The organism is Bradyrhizobium sp. Rc2d (assembly GCF_900099855.1).
Classification (GTDB): Bacteria; Pseudomonadota; Alphaproteobacteria; order Rhizobiales; family Xanthobacteraceae; genus Bradyrhizobium.
Map to the genome: position 1 here is coordinate 46,407 of NZ_FNCU01000048.1, position 21,703 is coordinate 68,109.

The following is a 21,703-nucleotide window of genomic DNA, read 5'->3' on the forward strand; positions in this document are numbered from 1 at the left end:
CGCGTCCTATGCCTGAACAGCCGCGGGATGTTGACGAAGATGTTTAGAAATGTTGCAAAGATTGCCTGAACGTTGCCGGGATCGGCGCATCAATCAACTTGCAGAATGGTCTCCGACAGCAGAGCGGCAGCCTTTTGAAGCGGCGGTATGAACCGGTCCAGCTCGACGAAGCTCACGCGCGCCACCGGCACAGAGACACCCAAGCAAGCTATCAATTCTCGATCCGGTGACAGAATGGGGACGGCACACCCCACAACTCCCTTCACATACTCTTCGTTGGTTTTGGCCCAGCCTCGTTGCCGCGTGTCCTCCAGGACCTTCATCAGCCCGTGGACGTCGACGATCGTCGTTTCCGTGAATTTGGTCAGAGGTAGTGCGCGGCACAACTTCGCCCGGGTCCGCTCGGGCAGTCTGCTCATGTAGATTTTTCCAGTCGACGTGCAGTGTAACGGCGCCGCCTCTCCCGGATTGAACTGAAGGCCTTGCGGCTCCGAAACGCGAACGCTGTCGACATAGGCAACGAAGTTGTCGCGTACGACGCCGATCTCGCATTGTTCGCCGATTTCTCCCGCAACCGCCTGAAGCACCGCATGCCGCCGCGCAGTGCGGAAGGCCGCTCCGATGACAGTGGCGGACAGTGTGACGAGTTGGTTTCCCACAACGTAACGCTTGGTCCCCAACGCCTTCTGAAGAAGTCCGCGGTCCTCGAGATTTCCGATCAACCTGTGCGCCGTTGGAAGAGGCAGCGAGAGAGCCTTTGCGATCTCTGCCGCTGAGACCGCTTTGCGTTGGTCGGCAACGTGCCGAACGATCGCGAAGACACGATCCAATGGCCCGTCCTTCTCGCTGCGTTTCGTCATTTTCCCTCCGGCCAAATCGGCAGCAAAATCAAGACTTACGCCACATATTATCATTTTTCGGAATAAAACATATTGAAAATCGATAAAGTTGTTTGTCGAAATTCTGAAAGCTCATATTCTTGGCGTTGCCGGTGATTGACCAGAAATTGTGCAACGCAGTCTCACCGTTCCCAGAATCTCGCTCCGCCGCTTGGCCGAGAGCCAAGTCCCGACGGCGCGCCCAACAGGAGATGCGTATGTCTCGTCACTACGACGTGGACGCCGTGAGGAAGGAATTCCCCGCTGTCGAACGGATGGTCTATCTGGACTCCGGGTTTCAAACGCCGCTTGCGCGCCCGGTGAAGGCCGCGATCGAGCTCTTCCTTCGCGAGGGCTTCGAGACGGCCGGACCGAAGAGCGTATGGCTCGACCGGGTGGAGCAGACCCGCGCCAAGGTCGCTCGCTTTCTCGGCGTGGCCGCGGATGAAATCGCCTTCACGAAAAACACGTCGGAAAGCATGAACATCGCGGCAAACGCACTGCCACTCCGGACCGGCGACAATGTCCTGATGATCCACGGCGATCACCCGAACAACGCCTACGCGTTCCTGCATCTGCAACGGAAGGGCGTCGAGGTCCGATTCATCCCGATGGCCGATATCGTCGATGCCGACAGCTTTGCTCCTTTCATCGACGAAAACACGCGCGCGATTTCGATGTCGCACGTCACGTTCCACGCTGGTCACCGCTTTGACATCGAGAGCGTCGGCGCGATGTGCGCCAGGAAGAAACTCTACTTCGTCGTGGATGTGATGCAGTCGATCGGCGTTGTGCCTGTCAACGCGAAGGCGATTGGCGCGAGCTTCGTCGGCTCCGGAAGCCACAAGGGATTGCTGGTTCCGCAAGGGCTCGGGCTTCTTTATTGGGACAAGGCGCTCAAAGAGCTGGAGCCGGCCTATCTGGCTGCCGCGAGCCTCGCCGAGATCCCTGATGATCTCATCGCGCGCCGGGACAAGATAGCGCCCTCGCCCACCGCTGGGCGATTCGAGCTGGGCAACTTCAATCTGCCCGCGGTCCATGCGCTGGGTGCCTCCCTCGACATGATCGAGCAGATCGGGGTGCACAACATCCAGAACCACTGCTTTGATCTTGGCGATCACCTCATCGCGCGCCTGGACGAGCTGGACATCCGCCTCGTTGGCCCGCGCGAGCGAAAGCATCGCGCTCCGCACATCTACGTCATCGCCCTGCCCCCATCGGACTGGCTCCGCCATTTCGAGGAGAACGATGTGCGCGTGTCGCCTGAACGAGATGGCATTCGCGTCTCGCTCGGCATGTTCAACACCGCCAACGACATCGATCGCCTGATCGACGTCATCCGTCGGCGAGGGCTCGGACGCCCTTCCGCCGCAGCTTGAATTCGACAAACGAGGGAAAGGCAAAGACCATGAAGAAGCTTGTTCAGGCGCCCGGACTTCTCCCAGAACTCCTGGTTTCAGGACTCCTGGTTTCAGGACTCCTGGCCGTCAGCCCAAGCCCTTCCGCAGCAGCCGACAGCCCGACGCTTGATAAGATCAAATCCAGCGGCGCAATCACGATCGGCCACCGTGAGGCTTCGATACCGTTCTCGTACCTCGGGCCCGATCAGAAGCCCGTCGGCTTCTCGCTCGATCTCTGCGCGGCGATCGTCGATCGCATCAAGGAGGAGCTGAAGTTGCCCGACCTCAAGGTCAACTACACGCCGGTGAATTCCTCGAACCGGATTCCGCTGATCCAGAGCGGGACGGTCGACATTGAATGCGGCGGCACTGCGAACGACAAGAAGCGGCAGGAACAGGTCTCGTTTTCCGTCGCGACGTTCGTCAGTCAGCCGCGATGGCTCGTCAAGGCCGCCAGTGGCGTGAAGACCGCCGGCGACCTGAAAGGCAAGACGATTGTCGTCACGCAAGGCTCCAACGCGGTAGGTTTCGCGCAGAGCGTCAACGCCAAGGAGCACCTCGGCTTCAACATCGTCCAGGCCAAGGACCACGCGGAATCCTTCCTGATGTTGAACACCGGCCGTGCGGCCGCCTTCATGGAAGACGATATCCTCCTCGCCGGGCTCAAGGCTGCGGCGCCGAATCCGGATGCGCTCTTGTTCCTTCCCGAGGGTTACGCGAAGATCTATTATGGACTGATGTTCGCGAAGGGTGATGCCGGCTTCAAGCGCCTCGTCGACGACGTTCTCTCCAAACAAATGGCATCCGGCCAATTCGAGAAGACCTACGCGAAATGGTTCACCAAGCCGATCCCGCCCAAGGGTGAGAACCTCGCGTTCCCGCTCACGGACGAACTGATGGCACGGATCGCGCATCCCAGCGATGCCGTTGACTGATTGACGGAGCTGACCGCCTCGCAAGGAAATCCTCGTTCGCACCTGCAACCTGAGAGCTCGCGATGTTCGGAGTGCTTTTTGAACAGACGGCGGACGGCCAGCGCTATATCGACTGGCTTGTGTCGGGTCTCGGTTGGACGCTGGCTCTGGCTTTCTTCGGCTGGTGGATCGCCTTCGGCATCGGTGTGGTCGTCGGCGTGGGCCGTACAGTCCAGAATCGCTTCCTTTCGATCCTGGCCCGGCTCTATGTCGAGATATTCAGAAACATCCCGGTCCTGGTGCAGATGTTCCTCTGGTACTTCGTTTTCCCGGAGGCCGTGCCCACCGCGCTGGGCGATGCCATCAAGCAGATCCCGCCGCCCTGGGCATCGTTCTTCCCGGCACTCCTTTGCCTTGGACTCTACACGGCTTCCCGAATAGCCGAGCAGGTCCGGGCGGGTATCGAAGCGCTCCCAAAAGGACAGATCGAGGCGGCCAATGCTCTCGGCCTCAGTGGTTACCTTACCTATCGATATGTTGTCGTGCCGCAGGCCTTGCGCCTCATCGTGCCGAGCCTCACCAGCGAGGTGATGGGCATATACAAGAACACCTCGGTCGCACTCACGATCGGCTTGATGGAGCTCACCGCGCAGGCGCGCCAGATCAGCGAGGCCACGTTCCAGACATTCTCGGCATTTGGCGCGGCGACGATCATCTACCTTTGTCTGGCGCTCGTTGCGTATCAGGCCATGACGCTCATCGACAAAGCAGTCCGCATTCCGGGGAGCGCTCCCGTCAAGCTCACTGCCGACCAGGATCTGGCCGCCGAGATGCAGCAAAGTGGCGCTCTGCCCGGTGCCATGGAGGTCGTGAAATGAACACTCTCGATTTCTCGATTCTAGCGCAATCCTGGCCCTATCTCTGGTCGGGCCTGCTCTTCTCCCTTGCGCTCACGGCCGCCGCATTCGCCATCGGCATGGCTCTCGGAACCTGCCTTGCGCTCTTCCAGCATTTCGAGATTCCGGTGTTCGCCCAGATCATCCGCGGCTACGTTGCGGTCATCCGGTCGATCCCGCTGATCCTCGTTCTGTTCTGGTTTTTCTTCCTGGTGCCAATCGTGCTTGGGCATCTTAGCGGCAACGGCCGCCCGATCCCGATCGGCGCAACCTATACGGCCTTTATCACCTTCGGCTTGTTTGAGGCGGCCTACTACTCCGAGATCATCCGTGTCGGGCTGCGGGCCGTGAACAAGGGCCAGTTCGAGGCCTGCCAGGCACTCGCATTGTCCACCTATGATACCTACCGCCATGTCGTCCTCCCGCAGGTCGTGCGCGTGGCCAGTCCGATCATCCTGAGCCAGACCATCATCCTGTTTCAGGACACTTCTCTGGTTTACGTGCTTTCGCTGACGGATCTTCTGGGCGCCGCTTCCAAGCTTGCGCAGCTCAACGGCCGCCTCGTCGAAATGTACCTCGTCGTAGCAGTGGCCTACCTCGCCATCAGTTCTGCAGCTTCCCAGTGTGTCGCTGCCCTTCGCAAACGATACGCACTCGCCACATCGCGATAACGCCTCGAATTTGGGAGCGAAACATGCCTCGGGAGAACTTGAGCGATGCCACGCAGCCCGGCGCAATCGTCGTCGTCGAGAATGTCGTGAAGCGGTTCGGCGCGTTCACTGCGCTGAACGACGTCAATCTCGAGGTCGGCAGGGGCGAGAAAATCGTTCTGTGCGGACCTTCCGGCTCCGGCAAGTCAACGCTCATCCGGTGCATCAACCATATCGAGAGGCACGACGAAGGCCGGATCATCGTCGACGGCGTCGAGTTGAGCAATCGCGTCGCCGACATCAACAGTGTGCGCTGCGAAGTCGGCATGGTGTTTCAGAGCTTCAACCTCTTCCCGCATCTCACGGTGGCCGAGAACTGCATGCTGGCTCCGATGAAGGTTCGCGGCCTGTCGCAAGCAGAAGCGCGCGATCGCGCACTCGGCTTGCTGCGGAAAGTCCGCATTCAGGATCAGGCAGACAAGTATCCCGCACAATTGTCGGGTGGTCAGCAGCAACGCGTCGCGATCGCGCGGGCGCTGTGCATGCAACCCAAGATCATGCTGTTCGACGAACCGACATCCGCTCTCGACCCTGAGATGGTCAAGGAAGTGCTGGACACCATGGTCGAGCTGGCGCGAGAGGGCATGACGATGGTCTGCGTGACGCACGAGATGGGATTCGCCCGCGAGGTCGCCGACCGGGTGGTCTTCATGGATCGTGGAAGCATCGTTGAGGAGGCAAATCCGGAAACGTTCTTTCGGGCTCCGCGCACGGACCGGGCGAAGGGCTTCCTGAACCAGATCATCCACTAGGCCGCTGCCCGGCTGACATCAGGGTACGTCGCTAGACTCCTCGGCGCAAACGTGGACAATGTCCCGACGCACGTCACGTGCGCAGTGCACACCAAGATGCGCCAGAGGAAACAAATGCCGGCTGCCTTCCCGTCGTCCCTACCCGCTATCCCGACCGCTCCTTTGACCACCGAGATCAGCGATGCGTTGCGCGCGATCGTGGGCGAGAAGGGATTTATCGAGGACGAGCACGGCAAGCAGCCGTTCGTGACGGACTGGCGCGGATTGCTGGTCGGGGGTGCTGGCGCGGTCGTTCGTCCAGGCAGCACCGAGGAAGTGTCCAAAGTGGTCCGGCTTTGCCATGAGCACGGCGTCGCGATCGTGCCGCAGGGCGGCAACACCGGCCTGATGGGTGGGGCAACGCCCTGGCCTGCGCACACCGGCATCGTGTTGTCGCTCGGCCGCATGAACCGCATTCTGGAGGTCGATCCCGTCGGCTATTCGATGACGGTCGAGGCCGGCTGCGTGCTGCAGACGCTGCAGGAGACTGCGGCCAGTCACGACAGGTTCCTACCCCTCAGTCTTGGCGCGCAGGGCTCGTGCATGATCGGCGGCAATCTGTCGACGAACGCCGGCGGCGTGCAGGTGCTGCGCTATGGCAATGCCCGCAATCTCGTCTTGGGGCTCGAAGTCGTGTTGGCCAATGGCGATGTTTGGGACGGACTGCGTGCGCTCAAGAAGGACAACACGGGCTACGACCTCAAGCACCTGTTCATGGGCGCCGAAGGCACGCTGGGCATCATCACCAAGGCCGTCCTCAAGCTATGGCCAGCGCCGAAGGACGTCTGCACCGCGTGGCTGGCGATCCGCGATCCGCGCGCAGCCCTGGAAATCCTATCCGAAGCGCACGCAGCGTCCGAGGATAATGTCGGCTCTTGCGAGCTGATGAGCCGCAGCGCCATCGACATGGTGCTGCGTCACATTCCCGGCACCCAGGATCCGCTCAAGGCGGATACGCCATGGTACCTCCTGCTCGAATGGTCGTCCGCGCGCCCACGCCGGGACGGGACCGAGGGCATGTCCGAGAAGATGGAGCAGTTTCTGGCCGATCAGCTCGAGGCCGGCCGCGTGCTCGATGCGGCGATCGCGCATACGGTCAGTCAATCGCGCAATATGTGGCGCATCCGCGAGGGCGTCGCCGAGGCTTCCCGGGCGGAGGGACCGGGGCTCAGCTACGACGTCTCAGTGGCGATCTCCAGGATTCCGGAGCTCATCGACGAGGGGCTCAAGGCCGTACTTGGCATTCTCCCGACTATCAGGCCCTACCCGCTGGGGCACATCGGCGACGGCAATCTGCATTTTTCCTTCATGGGGCCCAAGGGCATGGATCAGCAGACGCTGACCCAATACAAGGGCGCCATCACGCGCGCCGTGAACGATCTCATCACCTCCATGGGCGGCTCGATCTCGGCGGAGCACGGCATCGGCGTCGACAAGCTCGACGAGCTCAGCCACTACCGCTCGAAGACCGAGCTCGACATCATGCGCACGATCAAGCGCGCGCTCGATCCGCAAAACATCATGAATCCCGGCAAGGTGCTGCGGCTATGACCGGTGATCAACAGGTCTTCTGCTGCAAATGCTGGACGCAGGTGCAGGTCGACGTCGCCGGATATTTCACGTCGTAATAGGGAAAGCTCGAGGTGGCCGGGCTGTTGGTCGAACAACGCGGGAATAGATAGTAGCTGTCGGACAGCTTCACGGTGCCGGCGATGGTGAAGCCGAGGTTGGGCGCGTAATCGTAGGACACCTCGCTCAGAATGAGCGAGATATTGGCGTTGCTGGTACCGCTCGGCGCGGTAAAGGATGACAAGGTCAGCTGCTGACCGACGGCTCTCGCTCCCGAGGAGCTCGTCGACTTGCTCCACTGCACCGTCGCCTTCCCCGCGCTGTCGGTCGAGACCTCCGAGACTGTGATCGTCATCAAGGAGGTCGAGCCGTTCTTGGTCGGATATGGGGCCATGATGGCGGTCGCCGCCGCGAGAATGCCGTCCATTTGAGACGAGGTAACTGCCGTGTTCTGCGTGATCATGTCGGCGACACTGTGCGCGGTCGCGCTGACCTTGACGTTCATGGCGAGGCCGTTGCCGAGCTCGACACCGCCGACATAGAGCACCAGCATGAACGGCGCCACCATGGCGAACTCCGTCGCGGCAACGGCGCGGACATCGGTCAACAGGTGCCGAGCGCGAGACGACAGGGCGGAGATCATCAGGAAGCTCCTGGCTCGTTCTGGAACGCGGCGGACGACATGATCAGCCGGTTGCCGTTGCTGAGGTTCGAGAGATTGAAACCGAGCGGCCCGAGCACGACCGGCCACACATACATGACGCGGAGAACGACGATGTCGCCGGCGTCGCCCGGATCGTACTGCCAGGTATTGGTGACCTTGCCAGAGCCGTCGAAGGTCAGGGTGGGCATCGCTGTGTTCGCGGACGTCCACGAGGTCGCCACCTGCATGTCGACCATCAGGCCGCTGCAATTGAACAGGATCACGATCTGATCGCAGACCTTCTGCTTGAAAACCGCCTGCGTCATCTGCGCGGACTGAACCTGTCCGGTCATGACGAGGCGCGCCGACTGGCGCACGACGGATTCGAGCATCTGCTGGGCGAAGAAAACGAGGAACGTCTGAATGAGCGCGATGATGAGGGCAAGGAACGGCACGGCCACGAGCGCGAACTCGACGGCCGTGGCGCCCCTGCTGTCGCGCGCGAAAGCAGCGCAGCGATTGCGGCGTCTCTTGGTTGTTGTGGCGGGGCCGATCATGGCGCTTCTTCTCTACTGCACGAGGCTGGCTGTGCTGGACGCGACCTTGAGGAAAAGGTTCGTCAGCGCCGCGGAAATGTCGCCGCCGGTCTGAACACTGGCATACAGACCGGGCGAGGCGCATGATTCCAGCCGTTGCGCGATCGTGCCCGTGGACGAGGACGGATCGTTGAATTGCGCGATGCGCGTGTTGTACCAGCCGTCGGTCGGCAATTGCAGATACTCGGTATAGAGCACCGCGATGCGAATGCCTCGGTTCTTGATCGTCGTGCATGCCGCGGTATTGAGCGGCTGCTGGCAGCGCACTTGCGTGGTGCCGACGGTTGGAAGCGGATAGGTGGCATTCGGATCGCAGCTTGCAGTCTTCGGGATCAGCTTGTCTTCGACGCCGTCGGTCACGAGGAACACGACCTCCTGCGGCGTATCGCCGGACTGGTTGGTGCCGCTGCCAGGGGCGGGCATGACGCCGTTGACGCCTGTCAGCCCACCTGAGATGTCCGAGCCGTAGTCGGTGGAGCAATTGCCGTAAATGACGCAGTTCTGGTGATCCACCGTCATGAGTTGAATGTTGCCGATCTTCGTGCCCGCGGTCGTGGGGGTCGTCAGCGTCTGGATCGCGTTGAAATTGTAGTCGAAGGTGTAGATGGCGGCCTTGTAGGTGGTGTTGTTGAGCGCCGCCATGCACTGCATGACGCCGCCCGACACACCCGACTGCGGGCACGACCAGGGCCCCACGAGCAATTGCTTGACGGCATTGGTCACGAGATCGATGCGCAACGTGACGTTGTTATTGCGTGCGACGGTGAGATTATCCTTGTTGGTCGAACTCGGATTTTGGTTATTGGGATGGGCTTCGTGGCAGGCAAACGCGCAGTTTCTCGCGTATGAAGGCTGACTGCTCGTAGCAGCGATCATGTTGTTGATGTCGGTCTGCGTCGCAGCGATCGCCATCGACGGCGAATCGTCCAGTAGCAGGTAGAAGTTCATGTTGGGCGCGCTGGACGCCTTCGCCGTCGCCGAACCGGCGACCTGCCAGGTCTGCTTGCCGAGAACGCCGGGGAAATTGTTGATGGACTCCGCGGTGTAGGACACCGTGATGGTCCGCGCGAGGCCGGAATCGGTGACCGTGACCGTCGGTGTCGGCACCGACGACAGCCCGGGAAGATTCGCTTTCGCTGCGAAAACGGCTTCCGCGGTCGACTTGACGACGACCGTGTCGGTCTGCGTCAGCATCGCCGGCCTCACGGCCGCGATCGCGGCGGCGTCGGCGGCTGCGTTCAATTGCTCGCGCTTGCGCAAGGCGAGCGTGTAGTCGAGCGTCATGCCCAGGAGAAAGACGGTCGGAACCATCATGAGCGCGAAGATAATGGCGACGTTGGCCTTCCGATCTCTGGCGAAACGGAGCACTACCCGGCGGAGCATGACCTTCATCCTGATTGCCGTCGTGACGGCAAGAATACTTCCCTGAAATCTCACGATGCAGGAGGCCGCAGCATTCCTGCCGCCGACCACCTGCGCATCGCAGGCCGGAATATGGATTTGGCCTCTTAATCAACACTTACGTGCAATCCACAAACATGGACTGCGACAAATTGAGATGTCTCATATTGAGAAAGCATCATTAACGCCGCATAAACGCGATCATAGAGATCGCAGGCAGGAGCATCCGGACGGTCGGATGGCGGCCTCCAGGCCGGCGCCGGGCTGCACCAATTCCTGTCGATTGAGGTGGATCGCAAGCGGCCGCAGGCCAGGATGACGGCATCCTGGCCTGGCTTGGCGCATCCGCCCTAAGACACAGAGGACCCGCGGCTTGCTCCGGCAAGCCGGCCGCTGATAATCCCGGAGAGCGCTTGCAGTTCACTGGATCACAGCAGCGATCTTTTCCGCCGACATCAGGACCGGGAAGTTGGTGTTGGCGCAGGGCACCACCGGGAAGATCGAGGCGTCGACGACGCGCAGGCCCTGCACGCCCTTGACGCGGCCCTGGCCGTCGACCACCGCCATCGGATCGTCGTGCCGGCCCATGCGGCATGAGCACGAGGCATGCCACACGCCGATGGTCGCCTTGCGCACGAAGGCTTCCAGCGCCTCATCGTCATTCATGACCTGATCGAAGGTGAAGCCTTCGACCACGAAATTGTCGATCATGTAGTGGCGCAGCGCCGCCGGCCCGTCCATCAGGGCCGCGGCGATCGTGGTGAGGATTTTGTTCTTGGTGTTGACCACGCCGATCTTGCGGACGCGATCGGTATAGGCGGCCGGGAACGGCTTGTCCGTCACCTTCCGGACGACCTCGCTCATCTGCACCGCCGCCATCTTGCGGAAGCCGCTCATCAGGCGATCGAGGTCGCGCCGGTCGGACAAGAGGTTGAACTCGACGATCGGTTCTGCCGAGGGATCGCGCGAGGCAAGCTTGACCTGTCCGGTCTCGGAATAGGTCTTGTTGACGAAGGTCAGCAGCGAGCCGATCTGCGCACCGACCGCGTGCCAGGCCGATTTGCTGATGACGACGACGAACATGTCGCCCTTCGGCACACCCGGCAGCCCCGACGAATAACGCAGGCCCAGCTGCATGTGGCGCCGGGTGTGCTCGTTCATGCGCGCGCCGCGGCGGACGAAGGACGACAGCGAGATCGAGGGATGATCCATCAGGCGCTGGCCGACGCCCGGCAAGCCCATCAGCACGGGAATGCCCAGATCCTTGAGGTGACCGACCGGACCGATGCCGGCGCGCAACAGATGCGCCGGCGAATGAATGGCGCCGCTGGAGAGAATGATCTCGCGTCCGCGGAATTCCTGCTCCTGCCCGTCGACCATAGCTTTCACGCCGACGCATTGCGTGCCCTCGAACAACAGCTCGCGAACCTGGGTGTTGGTGGAGATCGTGAGGTTGGCGCGCTTGCGGGTGTCGTGATCGAGATAGCCCATGGCGGCCGAGACGCGTTGCTCGGCCTGGTTGGAATGCGTCACCGGGAAGTAGCCGTCGACGAACTCGCCGTTCTGGTCGGGCACGAACTGATGGCCGGCCTGCTGGAAGGCCGCGGCGAAGGCCTGTGAATGCCGCGTCCAGTGCTCCCGCGGGATGCGGCGGACCGGGATCCTGCCGTCCTTGCCGTGGTACGGCCCGTCGAAATCGAGGTCGCGCTCGACCTTCTTGAAGAAGGGCAGCACGTCGTTCCAACTCCAGCCCTCGGCGCCCCGCGCCTGCCATTCGTCGTAGTCGGTCGGCGCGCCGCGATTGGCCATCTGGCCGTTGATCGACGAGCCGCCGCCGAGCACCCGCGCCTGCTCGTATTTGCGTAAAGGAGGACGCCCCTCGTTCGGATTGTTGTGGCTGACAACTTGCGTCGTGACCTTGAGCTCGGTCCAGTGGAAGCGCGGATCGAAATAGGCCGTGCCCGGATAGCTGTCCCTGATCTCGGCCGGCTCGTTGCCCGGTGGCGTGTCCTGTCCGGCTTCGCACAGCAGGACCTTGTTGGCGCTCTTTGCGGAGAGCCGGTGGGCCAGCACGGACCCTGCCGAGCCGCCGCCCACGATAATGAAGTCATGCACGATTGGCGCGTCCTCTTGTTCTTGCCGGAGGAGCGTAGCGCGTTATTGTTTTGAGGTCACGCCTCATGAATTCACTGCGCGCGTTCGTGGGAACGCGCGCTCAATCCGCAAACGAATTTCGGCAAGGTGTGACGGCTCTAGTTGATGCCGGGCAATCCCGCCATTTTCTCAGCCGCGCGGGTTGACGACCGTGTAGCCCCGCAGCGAGCGCGCATGCATTCGCGTTGTGTGACCGCCCGAATTGGCGTCGTACGCCATCCACATGTCGCCTCCGAGGTGCTGCTCCAGGACGAAGACATGCCCGCGCCGGGCCGCGACCATTCCCGGTGCCGGTGACGTGCGCGGAAAGCGCAGCCAGTTCGCGGCGAGATTCAATTCCGGCACCACACGCCCGAACACGCGCAGAGCCGCGCCGCAGCCGCAGAAGGATGAGGGGCAACCAGCCGGCCGCCCTCCAATGATGCGCGTGCCGGAGACACTCGTCGCCGTGGCGCTGCCTGCGTCGGTCACTGTCAGTTGCGTTGAGCGATAGGCTTGTAGTGAGACTCTGGACGTCCGCTCGCGGCGGGTTTGCGAATACGAGAAGTCGCAGGGCATCGTGACGTTGCATTCAGGTACTTGATGAATGCGATAGGGCCGGGCTTCGGAGGCAACGGAGCTAAAGGCAACTAAAAGGCACGCAGAAAGAACTGACCTGAACATTGCAGGGCTCCAAATTGTGAGATCCCTGCCCCGCAGCGAGCAACCAATAACAGTTTGGCTGAAATCGGCCTAAAGAGCGGCTGAAAATGGTTGCATTTGCGGGCTGGCCTCCGCAATCGTTGTAAACCAGACGTAGCGACCGGAATGATTAACTCGCAGAGAACGAACGGCGTGTCATTCGAAACTGAGACTTGACCACATGTGCATCAGCCACGGCTATGTCGCTGCAAACCGCGGTCAAGCGTCCCCAGCTAGCGCGCAGGCGCGTGGGGAATTTCCCATCGCTCGAGACGATCGATTGACGCTTGCCGTTCGTGCTGGCCCAGCCAAATCGTGAGGAGGACCAGCGCGCCGGCGAGAGCGCCGATGCCGAAATACAAGCTCCTCATGCGCGACGAATGCGGCACGCCAGGAAAGGTTCCTCGCGTTGCCGGCTGCAATCACGGCTTGAGCGCTACGGCCTGATCGAAAAATTCTCCGGTGGCCCGGGCTTGCGCAGCGGCTCGGCGAGGCGCGCGAACTCGCACAGCAGCGACCGCGTCTTTCTGGGATCGATGATCTCCTCGACCCAGAACTTTTCGGCCGAGCGGAACGGCGAGCGCAGCTTGTTGAGGCGCGCTTCGATCTCCTTCAGCTTCGCGGCCTTGTCCTCGGCCGCATCGATATCGGCGCGGTAGGCGGCTTCGATGCCGCCCTCAAGCGGGAGCGACCCCCAATAGGCGGACGGCCAGGCGTAGCGGATCGAGAAGCGGTCGGCGGGCTGATGCACGACGCCGGCGACGCCGAAGGCGTTGCGCAGAATCACCGTGCACCAGGGCACGGTGGTCTGGTTCACCGCGGCCATGGCGCGGACGCCGTGACGGATGGTGGCCGCCTTCTCGGCATCAAGGCCGATCATGAAGCCGGGGCAGTCCATGAGATAGACGATCGGCAGGTGGAAGGTCTCGGCGAAGTCGACCCAGCGCACCACCTTCTGGCACGCATCTGCGGTCCAGGAGCCGCCATAGTGAAAACTGTCGCTGGCGAGCAGCAGCACCGCCCTGCCCTCGAGCCGCGCGAGACCGACGATGATTGGCTTGCCGAAATCCTTGGCGACCTCGAAGAACGAGCCCTTGTCGACGACGGCGTCGATGATCGGCCGCATCTTGTAGACCTGCTTGCGGTTGCGCGGCACCGCGCTCAGCAACGCTTCCTCGGTGCGCTCCGGATTGTCGGTGCAGGGCAAGGTCGGCGGCAGCTCGTAAACCGAGGACGGCAGATAAGACAGGAAGCGCCGCGCGCACGCAAACGCCTCCTCCTCGGTCTCGACCGCGTGATCGATTGCCCCGGCGCGGGTCTGGATGTCGGCGCCGCCGAGCTCCTCCTTCGAGAGGTCCTGCCCCAGCGCCTTCACCACCGGCGGGCCCGCAACGAACATCGCGGACCTCCGGGTCATGATGGAATAGTGGCTGGCGGCAAGACGCGCGGCACCTAAGCCCGCTACCGAACCGAGGCCGAGCGCGACCACCGGCACGCGCGACAGGTTCTCCGTCGTGAAGCGATACCAGCGCGTGCCGCCGATGCCGCCAGGCAGATTGGCCGCGCCCTTGGTCTCGATGGTCTTGACCGAGCCGCCGCCGCCGGAGCCCTCGATGATGCGGACGATGGGCAGCCGGAAGTCGTGCGCCATCTCCTCCGCCATCAGCGGCTTGGCCGAGATCGACGCGTCCGCCGAGCCGCCGCGCACCGTGAAATCGTCGCCGACCACGACCACGGTGCGGCCGTCGATGCGCGCACGGCCGAACACGCAGTTCGCCGGCGTCACTTTCTGCAACTCGCCGCTGGAATCGTACTCACCGATGCCGGAGACGGCACCGATCTCGTGAAAGCTGCCCTTGTCGATCAGTCCGTCGATGCGCTCCCGAACAGTCAGCCGGCCCTGGTCATGCTGTCGCTTGACCTTGTCAACGCCGCCCATCTCCCGCGCGAAGGCTTCGCGCCGGGCGAGCTCGTCGAGTTCCGGCTTCCAGTTCATTCACTCCCTCCGAGTTGATCGGCTTGTTATTGTTGCGCACGGCCATTGCGACCGGCTTACGCGAGAGACGGTTGTTGAAGGCATCGCCCTCGGCGCCTTCCATCAGGCTGCCGAGCGAGCGGCCGAGCGTGAGCATCAACGGGGCGACTTCGTCATGCAGCCGCTGCTCGTCATACATCGCAGCCAGCAGGCCGATCGTGATGACGACGAAGGTCTGATATTGCGGCGACCAGATCGGCACCGCGAGCCCGTTGATGTGCGGACTCCACAGGCCGCAGGCCACGACATAACCGCGCTCGCGCAGCGACTGCCGGTTGGCCTCGATGCGGGGCCTCAAGATTTTTGCAGCCTCGGGCGCTTCCCGCTCCATGTCCGCAATGAAGGCGTCGCCGACCTCGGGCGACAGCGCCGCGGTGTAGGCCGCGCCTGCTGCGGTCGAAGCCATCGAGATGCGGCTGCCGGTGCCCTCGTGCAGGCCGAGCGCGCTCGCCGAGCGCGCAAACTGGAGATAAACGAGATGGAAGCGATCGGGAACGACGAAGCCGACCGTGCCCGGAAGCTGCTCGGCGACTTCCTGAAGTCGCTGGCGGATCATGCTGCGCAGCTGCGCGCCCTTCATCATCGAAGCGCTCATCGCCACCGCGCTGGGGCCGATGCGATATTTCTGATCGCGCGGCAGGTAGACGAGCTGGCCCATCCGCGTCAGCGTGTGCGTGAGCCGCGACACCGTCGAGCGCGGCAGGCCGCAGCGATTCGATATCTCGAGATTGCCGAGCCTGCTATCGTGGCCCTCGAAGCATCGCAACACGTCGAACGCGCGCGACACCACCTGGATGACATCACCCTCACCGGCATCGCCAGCGAGCACACCTTGCCTACTCAACCGCTCCGATCGTCGTCCCATGTTCCCTACCAGCTTGTTTCGCTCTGCGGAATTAAATTCCACTTGCAGACGACGCTACCTCAGGCATCTTGCGACGACAACAAAAAGGGATGGCATGCCAGAAATTAAGATCGTCACGGAGGTCGCGGGGCGCATCTGCGCAACTCCCGTGCAAGTTGGAGGAACCGTCGCAGATGGCGATGACGTTGTGGTCGTCGAAGCCATGAAGATGGAGATACCTGTGCCGTCGCCCGCGAGCGGCACGATCACGTCGCTTCTGGTGAAACTCGACGACGTCGTTGCCGAGGGACAAGCGATCGCGATCGTCGCAAACTGACTGCATAATCCCTGGATTCCGCGACATTCTGTCAGCCTGGTTTCTGCATTCGCGCTCCGGCGTTGCCATCGCGGATGCCCGGTGACATGATCCGATTCAAGCAAGAAGGTCTTCGCGCTTAAGCGAAGATGATGGAGGGAAAACATGCTTCGTGGGCTGCTCATGCTTGCGCCTGCCTTGGTGGCAGGCATTTCTTTTGCGTCTACACGCTATGCGTTCGCCGAGGATATCAAGCTGCCGGCGACATTGACGTTCACCGCCTATGACACCGGCACCGCCGGCTTCAACATCGCGGTCGGCGTCGGCAAGATGATGAAGGACAAATACGGCACCGACGTGCGCGTGCTCCCCGCAGGCAACGACGTCGCCCGCCTCGCGCCGCTGCGCGCCAAACGCGCGGCCTCCTCGGCGATGGGCTCGGGGACCTATTTCGCGCAGGAAGGCGTGTTCGAGTTCGGATCGAAGGAATGGGGGCCGCAGCCGCTCCAGATCCTGCTCTCGACGGTCGATTGCAATTGCGGTTCGCTTGGCGTCGCAGCCGACACCGGCGTGAAAGAATTGAAAGACCTGAAAGGCAAGCGTGTCGGCTTCGTCGTCGGCTCGCCCGCGCTGAACCAGAACTCGCTCGCGGTGCTCGCCTTCGCAGGTCTGACGCAGAAGGACGTCAAGGCGGTCGAGTTCGCAAGCTACGGCGCGATGTGGAAAGGGCTGATCAACAACGACGTCGATGCCGCGTTCGGCACCACCATCACCGGCCCCGCCAAGGAAGCCGAAACCTCGCCGCGCGGCCTGATCTGGCCGCCGCTGCCCGCCAAGGACAAGGAGGGCTGGGCGCGGATGCAGAAGGTCGGCTCGTTCTTCTTCCCGCAGCTTGCGACCTGCGGCGCCGGCATCTCGCCGGAGAAACCGGTCGAGCTCGGCAACTACCCCTACCCGATCTTCGTCGCCTACGCCTCGCAGCCAACCGATCAGGTCTATGCGATCACCAAGGCGATGATCGTGAACTACGACGCCTACAAGGATTCCGCGCCCGGCGCCGGTGGTCTTGCCGCCGACCGGCAGACCAAGAACTGGGTGGTGCCGGTGCACCCCGGCGCGGTGAAGGCGCTGAAAGAGGCCGGACAATGGAGCGATGCGCAGGAGGCGCACAACAACAAGCTGATCAAGCGGCAAGAGGTGCTTGGCGCGGCGTGGGCGGCGTACGGCAAGTCCAATCCGCCATCGGATGACAAGGCATTCCTCGACGGCTGGATGAAGGCCCGCGCGGCGGCACTTGCGAAGGCCGGCATGCCGAATGGATTTGAGGAATAGAACGCGATGCTGTTGGGTTTGATCGTTGCCGCGCGGGAAGTGCGCACCCTCTCCCGCTTGCGGGAGAGGGTGTCTCCACGGCGGGATTCCCCCAGAGGCGGGAGCCCTCACCCGGCGCTGCGCGCCGACCTCTCCCGCAAGCGGGAGAGGTTGATGAGCGCGCGGCCCTATCGATTCAACCAACGGCCATTGGCTTAGTTAGCAATTGCCAGCCCACGCGCGGGGTCGATGATGTCTACTTCAGTCTCCACCGGCCCACAGGACGAGGCCAAGCGGATCGTGTTCGACGATCCGCACGGCGCCGCCGCCAACATGCAGGAGGCGGAGGTCACGCGCGTGCGCACGCTGCGCGGCGCCTGGCGCTGGACGCTGGTGGTTGCGACCGCGGCAACCATCCTGCTCTGCATCAACCAGCAATTCTCGCTGCGATTCTTCATCGGCTACACGCAGCTCAACACCGAGTATTTCTACCTCCTGATCGCGTTGATGCTGCCGTTCACCTTCCTGATCTTCCCAGGGACTGAACGCGCGCCGCTCGACCGCATTCCCTGGTACGACCTCGTCTTGTTCGTCACAACCTTCGCGGCGGCGCTGATGCTGATGTCGAACGTGCGCAAGGCGGCTGAGGCCGGCTGGGAGTTCGGCGGCGCGCCCAACAGCGTGATCGCGGCGGGCCTCGTGATGTGGGTGATGCTGATGGAGGCGCTGCGCCGCACCGGCGGCTGGAGCCTGCTGCTGAGCGTCTTGCCCTTCACCGTCTATCCGCTGTTCGCCGAATCCAGCTGGCTCGGGCCGTTCCGCGGCACGCAATCGACCCTGGAGCAGGCGACCGCCTATCACGTGCTCTCCGGCGAGAGCCTGCTCGGCATTCCCATCCAGGCCTTTGCCGACACCGTGATCGGCTTCCTGGTGTTCGGCACCGCGCTGATGATGACGGGAGCCGGAAAGTTCTTCATCAACCTCGCCTTCGCATTGTGCGGCACCTTCCGCGGCGGCGCGGCGAAGGTCTGCATCTTTGCCAGCGGCCTGCTCGGCATGATGTCGGGCTCGATCATCTCCAACGTGCTCACCGCCGGCACCATGACCATTCCCGTCATGAAGAAGAGCGGTTTTCGCGCATCCTATGCCGGCGCGATCGAGGCCTGCGCCTCGACCGGCGCGGTGCTGGCGCCGCCGGTGATGGGCGCCACTGCTTTCGTGATCGCGCAATTCCTCAATGTCAGTTACGCCGATGTCGCGCTCGCCGCGATCATTCCGGCGGCCCTCTATTACGTCGGCCTGTTCATGCAGGTCGATGCCTACGCCGCGCGCCACGGGCTGAAGGGCATTCCACGCGCCGAGCTGCCCCGCATCATGGATACGATCAAGGACGGCTGGTACTACGTCTTCGTCATCGCGCTGCTGATCGTGATGCTGCTCTACTTCAAGCGCGAGAGTCACGCGCCGTTCTACGCCACCGCGCTGCTGCTCGTTCTGAACCAGTTCTTCTCCAAGGACACGCGCTGGAGCTTTGCGACCATCGGCAAGTTCCTCGAGGTCAACGGCCGCACCTTCGTCGAGCTGGTCGGCATCCTCGCCGGCTGCGGCCTGCTGATCGGCGCATTCTCGATGACCGGCGTGGTGTCAAGCCTTGCCAACGATCTCCTGCACATTGCCGGCGACAATGCCTTCCTGCTGCTCGGCATGTGCGCCCTCACCAGCCTGATCCTCGGCCTCGGGCTGACGACGACGGCTTGCTACATCTTCCTCGCCATTCTGGTCGCGCCCGCGCTTGAGAAGCTCGGGCTCAATCGCATGGCCGTGCACATGTTCATCTTCTACTGGGGCATGCTGTCCTCGATCACGCCGCCGGTTGCCATCGCCTCCTTCGCCGCCGCAGGCATTGCGGGCTCGCCGGCGATGAAGACCGGGTGGGAATCGATGTGGGTCGGCAGCATCATCTATTTCATCCCATTCTTCTTCGTGCTCAATCCGGCGCTGGTGCTGCAGGGGCCGAGCCCATACCTCGCCGGCCTTGGCTTGATGGGGCTCGCCGCGTTCGGCACGCTGTTCATCTGCGGCGGCATCCAGGGCTACCAGCCCTTCGTCGGCAACTTGCGCGGCGCTGGCGCGCTGGAATGGCCGATCCGTGTGCTGCTGGTGATCGGCGGCTTCGTGGTCGCGACGCCCGGCGGCGGGATCATGCCGCTGTCGCAGATGCAGGTGACGCTGCTTGGCCTCGCGATCCTCGTGCCCACGGCTTTGCTCGCCCTTGTCCTGGTCCGCCGGCAGACCATCGTGCCGGACGGGTTGCGCGCACCCTGATTGCGTTGCACAAGTGAGGCGATGAAGCCGCTATCGCCCGCCGCCTCCGCCTGGACCCGCTCGAAACCGCCCTTGCTGCGGTTTCTGGACAATTGCCTCAACGAATTCTCAGCCGAGACCTCAGGCAGCGTTGCCGACTACATCCCCGAGCTGAGCAAGGCCGACCCTGCCCATTTCGGCATCAGCCTCGCGACGCTGGACGGGCATGTCTACGAAGTCGGCGACAGCCGGGTGCCCTTCACCATCCAGTCGATGTCCAAGCCGTTCGTGTTCGCGCTGGCGCTGGACCTTTTGGGAGCCGGCAAAGTCGAAAGCGCGATTGGCGTCGAACCTTCCGGCGACCCCTTCAACTCGATCCGGCTCAATTCCGAAAACCATCCGTTCAACCCGATGGTCAATGCCGGCGCGATCGCCTGCACCGGGCTGATCTACGACAGCAAGGGCGCGGACGCTTTCGAGCAGATCCGTCTTGCGCTCAGCCGTTTCGCCGGACGCGATCTCGCAGTCGATGAGGCGGTTCATGCTTCGGAAAGCCAGACCGGCGACCGCAACCGGGCCATCGGCTATCTCCTCAAGACCAACGCCGTGATCTCCGACAACGTCGCGGCCGTGCTCGACGTCTATTTCCGGCAATGCGCCGTGCTGGTCACGGCGCGCGACATCGCGGTGATGGCGGCGACGCTCGCCAATCGCGGCATCAATCCGCTGACGGGCGAGCAGGTGCTGACGCCCTACGCGATCTCGCGTACGCTCTCGGTGATGACCTCGTCGGGCATGTACGACTATGCCGGCGAATGGATCTACCGGATCGGCATCCCCGCCAAGAGTGGCGTCGGCGGCGGCATCCTCGCCGCACTCCCTGCCCGGCTCGGCCTCGGCAGCTATTCGCCCAAGCTCGACAAGCACGGCAACAGCGTGCGCGGCATCAAGGTCTGCGAGGCGCTGTCCTCGCATTACGATCTGCACATGCTCAACCGCAGCGACGACGCGCGCAACGCCGTCATCGCCGACTACGACATCGGCAAGAGCCCGTCGCGGCGCGTGCGCCGGCCACAGGAGCGCGAGATTCTGGCCGCGCATGAGCAGGAGGTGCGGGTCATCGAGCTGGTCGGTACGCTGTCGCTGTCGGCCGTCGACTACGTCTCGCGCCGGCTCGCGGGACGGCCGCGGCCACAATTCGTGATCTTCGATCTGCACCGCGTCACCTCCACCACGCGCGCCGGTGCGCGCCTGGTCGCCGAAGCCTTCGAGGAGCTCGCCGCACTGAACGTCACGGTGGTGCTGTCGGGCGTCAGACGTGCCTCCAAGGAATGGGACAGCTTGCGGGAATGGACGGCGGAGCTGAAGAACGTCCGCGACTTCTACCTGCTCGACACCGCGATCGAATGGGCCGAAGACCAGATCGTCTACCGCTATGGCGGCTCGATCGACTTCCACGAGACCACCGAGCTTGCCGAGCAGCCGCTGCTCGCGGGACTGAGCGAGGACGAGCTGACCGATCTCGCCGCAATCTGCACCGTCAGGAGTTATCCGTCCGGCGCAAAGATCGTCACGACCGGCGACCTCGCCGATGCCGTGTTCTTCCTGCGCAGCGGCGCGGTCCACGTCACGCTGCCCGATGGCGTCAGGCTGGCAACACTCACTGCCGGCATGGCCTTTGGCGAGATGGCGCTGCTGGAGGCAACGCGCTCTGCCGACGTATTCGCCGACATGGCGGCAACCGTGTTCGAAGCGCCTTTGAAGGATTTCGAGCGCTTCCGCGAGCAGCACCCCCGTGCCAGCGAGCGCATCATGCGCAATCTGGCCCAGCTATTGGCCGACCGCCTGATCGTCGCCAATGCCAAGGTGGATATTCTGACGTCGACGTGAGCGATGGCCGAAGCTCTTCACCTCTCCCCGACGGCAGGGCAATCGCATTTTGAAAGCGACCTCCCTGCGGCCATCCTTCGAGACGCCCGCTTGAGGCTGGCTCCTCAGAGCCCGACCGAAAAAGGGTGAGCGGTTTTGGCGGGCTTGTGATTCCTTCGGATTTGCAAAGATTCGAGGGAGGACACCATGCCGTGGACCAAAGCCGCTCGTATCCAGTGTCAGCGCAGTGGACTGCGTTACGCAAGCGACCTGACCGATGCCGAGTGGGCGCTGATCGCCCGGAAGATGCCGCCGCGGCGGCGATTGGGCCGGCCGCGCGAGGTCGATTTGCGCGAGATCGTGCAGGCGATTTTCTATATTTTGTCGAGCG

The 21,703-nt window shown here is 62.9% G+C and carries 19 protein-coding genes; 11 read left to right on the plus strand and 8 right to left on the minus strand.

The genetic code is table 11. The annotated features are described in order from the left end of the window. Positions 1 to 89 precede the first annotated feature (89 nt). A complete protein-coding gene (locus BLV07_RS36990; RefSeq protein WP_091895861.1) occupies positions 90 to 860 on the minus strand; it encodes an IclR family transcriptional regulator in 771 nt (256 codons plus the stop codon). Positions 861 to 1,096: 236 nt separating this feature from the next. Between BLV07_RS36990 and BLV07_RS36995 the strand changes: the two genes are divergently transcribed. From BLV07_RS36995 to BLV07_RS37020, 6 genes are all read left to right on the plus strand, one after another. Then, the gene (locus BLV07_RS36995; RefSeq protein WP_176946009.1) at positions 1,097 to 2,257 is read left to right on the plus strand and encodes an aminotransferase class V-fold PLP-dependent enzyme; all 1,161 of its coding nucleotides are present in this window, start codon (positions 1,097 to 1,099) and stop codon (positions 2,255 to 2,257) included. Positions 2,258 to 2,286: 29 nt separating this feature from the next. After that, entirely contained in the window at positions 2,287 to 3,213 is a 927-nt protein-coding gene (locus BLV07_RS37000; RefSeq protein ID WP_091895917.1) for an amino acid ABC transporter substrate-binding protein, read from the plus strand. Between the two features lie 62 nt (positions 3,214 to 3,275). Next, positions 3,276 to 4,070: an amino acid ABC transporter permease gene (locus BLV07_RS37005; RefSeq protein ID WP_091895866.1), complete on the plus strand. Its 795-nt coding sequence runs from the start codon at positions 3,276 to 3,278 to the stop codon at positions 4,068 to 4,070. Further along, positions 4,067 to 4,759: an amino acid ABC transporter permease gene (locus BLV07_RS37010; RefSeq protein ID WP_091895869.1), complete on the plus strand. Its 693-nt coding sequence runs from the start codon at positions 4,067 to 4,069 to the stop codon at positions 4,757 to 4,759. The genes BLV07_RS37005 and BLV07_RS37010 overlap by 4 nt, the downstream gene beginning before the upstream one ends. Positions 4,760 to 4,782: 23 nt before the next feature. Beyond that, entirely contained in the window at positions 4,783 to 5,550 is a 768-nt protein-coding gene (locus BLV07_RS37015) for an amino acid ABC transporter ATP-binding protein (RefSeq protein ID WP_091895872.1), read from the plus strand. A gap of 114 nt (positions 5,551 to 5,664) precedes the next feature. Next, positions 5,665 to 7,140, plus strand: coding sequence for an FAD-binding oxidoreductase (locus BLV07_RS37020; protein ID WP_091895875.1), 1,476 nt, complete (start codon positions 5,665 to 5,667; stop codon positions 7,138 to 7,140). A gap of 7 nt (positions 7,141 to 7,147) precedes the next feature. On the opposite strand, the gene BLV07_RS37025 is transcribed toward BLV07_RS37020, so the two are convergent. From BLV07_RS37025 to BLV07_RS37055, 7 genes are all read right to left on the minus strand, one after another. Then, the gene (locus tag BLV07_RS37025) at positions 7,148 to 7,801 is read right to left on the minus strand and encodes a TadE/TadG family type IV pilus assembly protein (RefSeq protein ID WP_091895878.1); all 654 of its coding nucleotides are present in this window, start codon (positions 7,799 to 7,801) and stop codon (positions 7,148 to 7,150) included. After that, positions 7,801 to 8,358, minus strand: coding sequence for a TadE/TadG family type IV pilus assembly protein (locus BLV07_RS37030; RefSeq protein ID WP_091895881.1), 558 nt, complete (start codon positions 8,356 to 8,358; stop codon positions 7,801 to 7,803). Before BLV07_RS37030 ends, BLV07_RS37025 begins: the two co-directional genes overlap by 1 nt. A 12-nt stretch (positions 8,359 to 8,370) precedes the next feature. Next, a complete protein-coding gene (locus tag BLV07_RS37035) occupies positions 8,371 to 9,780 on the minus strand; it encodes a TadE/TadG family type IV pilus assembly protein (RefSeq protein ID WP_176946010.1) in 1,410 nt (469 codons plus the stop codon). A gap of 438 nt (positions 9,781 to 10,218) precedes the next feature. Continuing rightward, on the minus strand, positions 10,219 to 11,913 hold the full coding sequence (locus tag BLV07_RS37040; protein ID WP_091895887.1) for a GMC family oxidoreductase: 1,695 nt from the start codon (positions 11,911 to 11,913) through the stop codon (positions 10,219 to 10,221). A 168-nt stretch (positions 11,914 to 12,081) separates the two neighbouring features. Next, entirely contained in the window at positions 12,082 to 12,615 is a 534-nt protein-coding gene (locus tag BLV07_RS37045) for a hypothetical protein (RefSeq protein ID WP_176946011.1), read from the minus strand. 454 nt (positions 12,616 to 13,069) lie between these two features. Beyond that, positions 13,070 to 14,629 (minus strand): acyl-CoA carboxylase subunit beta, encoded by a 1,560-nt coding sequence (locus BLV07_RS37050; protein WP_091895890.1) that lies wholly within the window; start codon positions 14,627 to 14,629, stop codon positions 13,070 to 13,072. Further along, positions 14,559 to 15,533, minus strand: coding sequence for an IclR family transcriptional regulator (locus BLV07_RS37055; RefSeq protein ID WP_176946012.1), 975 nt, complete (start codon positions 15,531 to 15,533; stop codon positions 14,559 to 14,561). Before BLV07_RS37055 ends, BLV07_RS37050 begins: the two co-directional genes overlap by 71 nt. Positions 15,534 to 15,627: 94 nt before the next feature. Here BLV07_RS37055 and BLV07_RS37060 point away from each other — a divergent pair, with 94 nt between their 5' ends. From BLV07_RS37060 to BLV07_RS37085, 5 genes are all read left to right on the plus strand, one after another. Next, positions 15,628 to 15,849, plus strand: a complete 222-nt coding sequence (locus tag BLV07_RS37060; protein WP_014495968.1) for a biotin/lipoyl-containing protein — start codon at positions 15,628 to 15,630, stop codon at positions 15,847 to 15,849. A 144-nt stretch (positions 15,850 to 15,993) separates the two neighbouring features. After that, positions 15,994 to 17,160, plus strand: coding sequence for a TAXI family TRAP transporter solute-binding subunit (locus BLV07_RS37065; RefSeq protein WP_091895893.1), 1,167 nt, complete (start codon positions 15,994 to 15,996; stop codon positions 17,158 to 17,160). Positions 17,161 to 17,388: 228 nt separating this feature from the next. Continuing rightward, positions 17,389 to 19,464, plus strand: coding sequence for a TRAP transporter permease (locus tag BLV07_RS37075; RefSeq protein WP_091895896.1), 2,076 nt, complete (start codon positions 17,389 to 17,391; stop codon positions 19,462 to 19,464). Between the two features lie 21 nt (positions 19,465 to 19,485). Further along, positions 19,486 to 21,333 (plus strand): glutaminase A, encoded by a 1,848-nt coding sequence (glsA, locus tag BLV07_RS37080; RefSeq protein ID WP_091895900.1) that lies wholly within the window; start codon positions 19,486 to 19,488, stop codon positions 21,331 to 21,333. A gap of 186 nt (positions 21,334 to 21,519) precedes the next feature. Then, a partial coding sequence (locus BLV07_RS37085) for a transposase (RefSeq protein WP_143035613.1) occupies positions 21,520 to 21,703 on the plus strand: 184 nt, incomplete at its 3' end.

Bases quoted from the DNA above. Each gene is read 5' to 3' on its own strand.
- BLV07_RS37000 (WP_091895917.1), top strand. From the start codon at position 2,287: ATGAAGAAGCTTGTTCAGGCGCCCGGACTTCTCCCAGAACTCCTGGTT.
- BLV07_RS37075 (WP_091895896.1), top strand. From the start codon at position 17,389: ATGATGTCTACTTCAGTCTCCACCGGCCCACAGGACGAGGCCAAGCGG.
- BLV07_RS37060 (WP_014495968.1), top strand. From the start codon at position 15,628: ATGCCAGAAATTAAGATCGTCACGGAGGTCGCGGGGCGCATCTGCGCA.
- BLV07_RS37045 (WP_176946011.1), bottom strand. From the start codon at position 12,615: ATGTTCAGGTCAGTTCTTTCTGCGTGCCTTTTAGTTGCCTTTAGCTCC.
- BLV07_RS37065 (WP_091895893.1), top strand. From the start codon at position 15,994: ATGCTTCGTGGGCTGCTCATGCTTGCGCCTGCCTTGGTGGCAGGCATT.
- BLV07_RS37020 (WP_091895875.1), top strand. From the start codon at position 5,665: ATGCCGGCTGCCTTCCCGTCGTCCCTACCCGCTATCCCGACCGCTCCT.
- BLV07_RS37055 (WP_176946012.1), bottom strand. From the start codon at position 15,533: ATGGGACGACGATCGGAGCGGTTGAGTAGGCAAGGTGTGCTCGCTGGC.
- BLV07_RS37005 (WP_091895866.1), top strand. From the start codon at position 3,276: ATGTTCGGAGTGCTTTTTGAACAGACGGCGGACGGCCAGCGCTATATC.
- glsA (WP_091895900.1), top strand. From the start codon at position 19,486: ATGAAGCCGCTATCGCCCGCCGCCTCCGCCTGGACCCGCTCGAAACCG.
- BLV07_RS37050 (WP_091895890.1), bottom strand. From the start codon at position 14,629: ATGAACTGGAAGCCGGAACTCGACGAGCTCGCCCGGCGCGAAGCCTTC.
- BLV07_RS36990 (WP_091895861.1), bottom strand. From the start codon at position 860: ATGACGAAACGCAGCGAGAAGGACGGGCCATTGGATCGTGTCTTCGCG.
- BLV07_RS37015 (WP_091895872.1), top strand. From the start codon at position 4,783: ATGCCTCGGGAGAACTTGAGCGATGCCACGCAGCCCGGCGCAATCGTC.
- BLV07_RS37010 (WP_091895869.1), top strand. From the start codon at position 4,067: ATGAACACTCTCGATTTCTCGATTCTAGCGCAATCCTGGCCCTATCTC.
- BLV07_RS37025 (WP_091895878.1), bottom strand. From the start codon at position 7,801: ATGATCTCCGCCCTGTCGTCTCGCGCTCGGCACCTGTTGACCGATGTC.
- BLV07_RS37030 (WP_091895881.1), bottom strand. From the start codon at position 8,358: ATGATCGGCCCCGCCACAACAACCAAGAGACGCCGCAATCGCTGCGCT.
- BLV07_RS36995 (WP_176946009.1), top strand. From the start codon at position 1,097: ATGTCTCGTCACTACGACGTGGACGCCGTGAGGAAGGAATTCCCCGCT.
- BLV07_RS37035 (WP_176946010.1), bottom strand. From the start codon at position 9,780: ATGCTCCGCCGGGTAGTGCTCCGTTTCGCCAGAGATCGGAAGGCCAAC.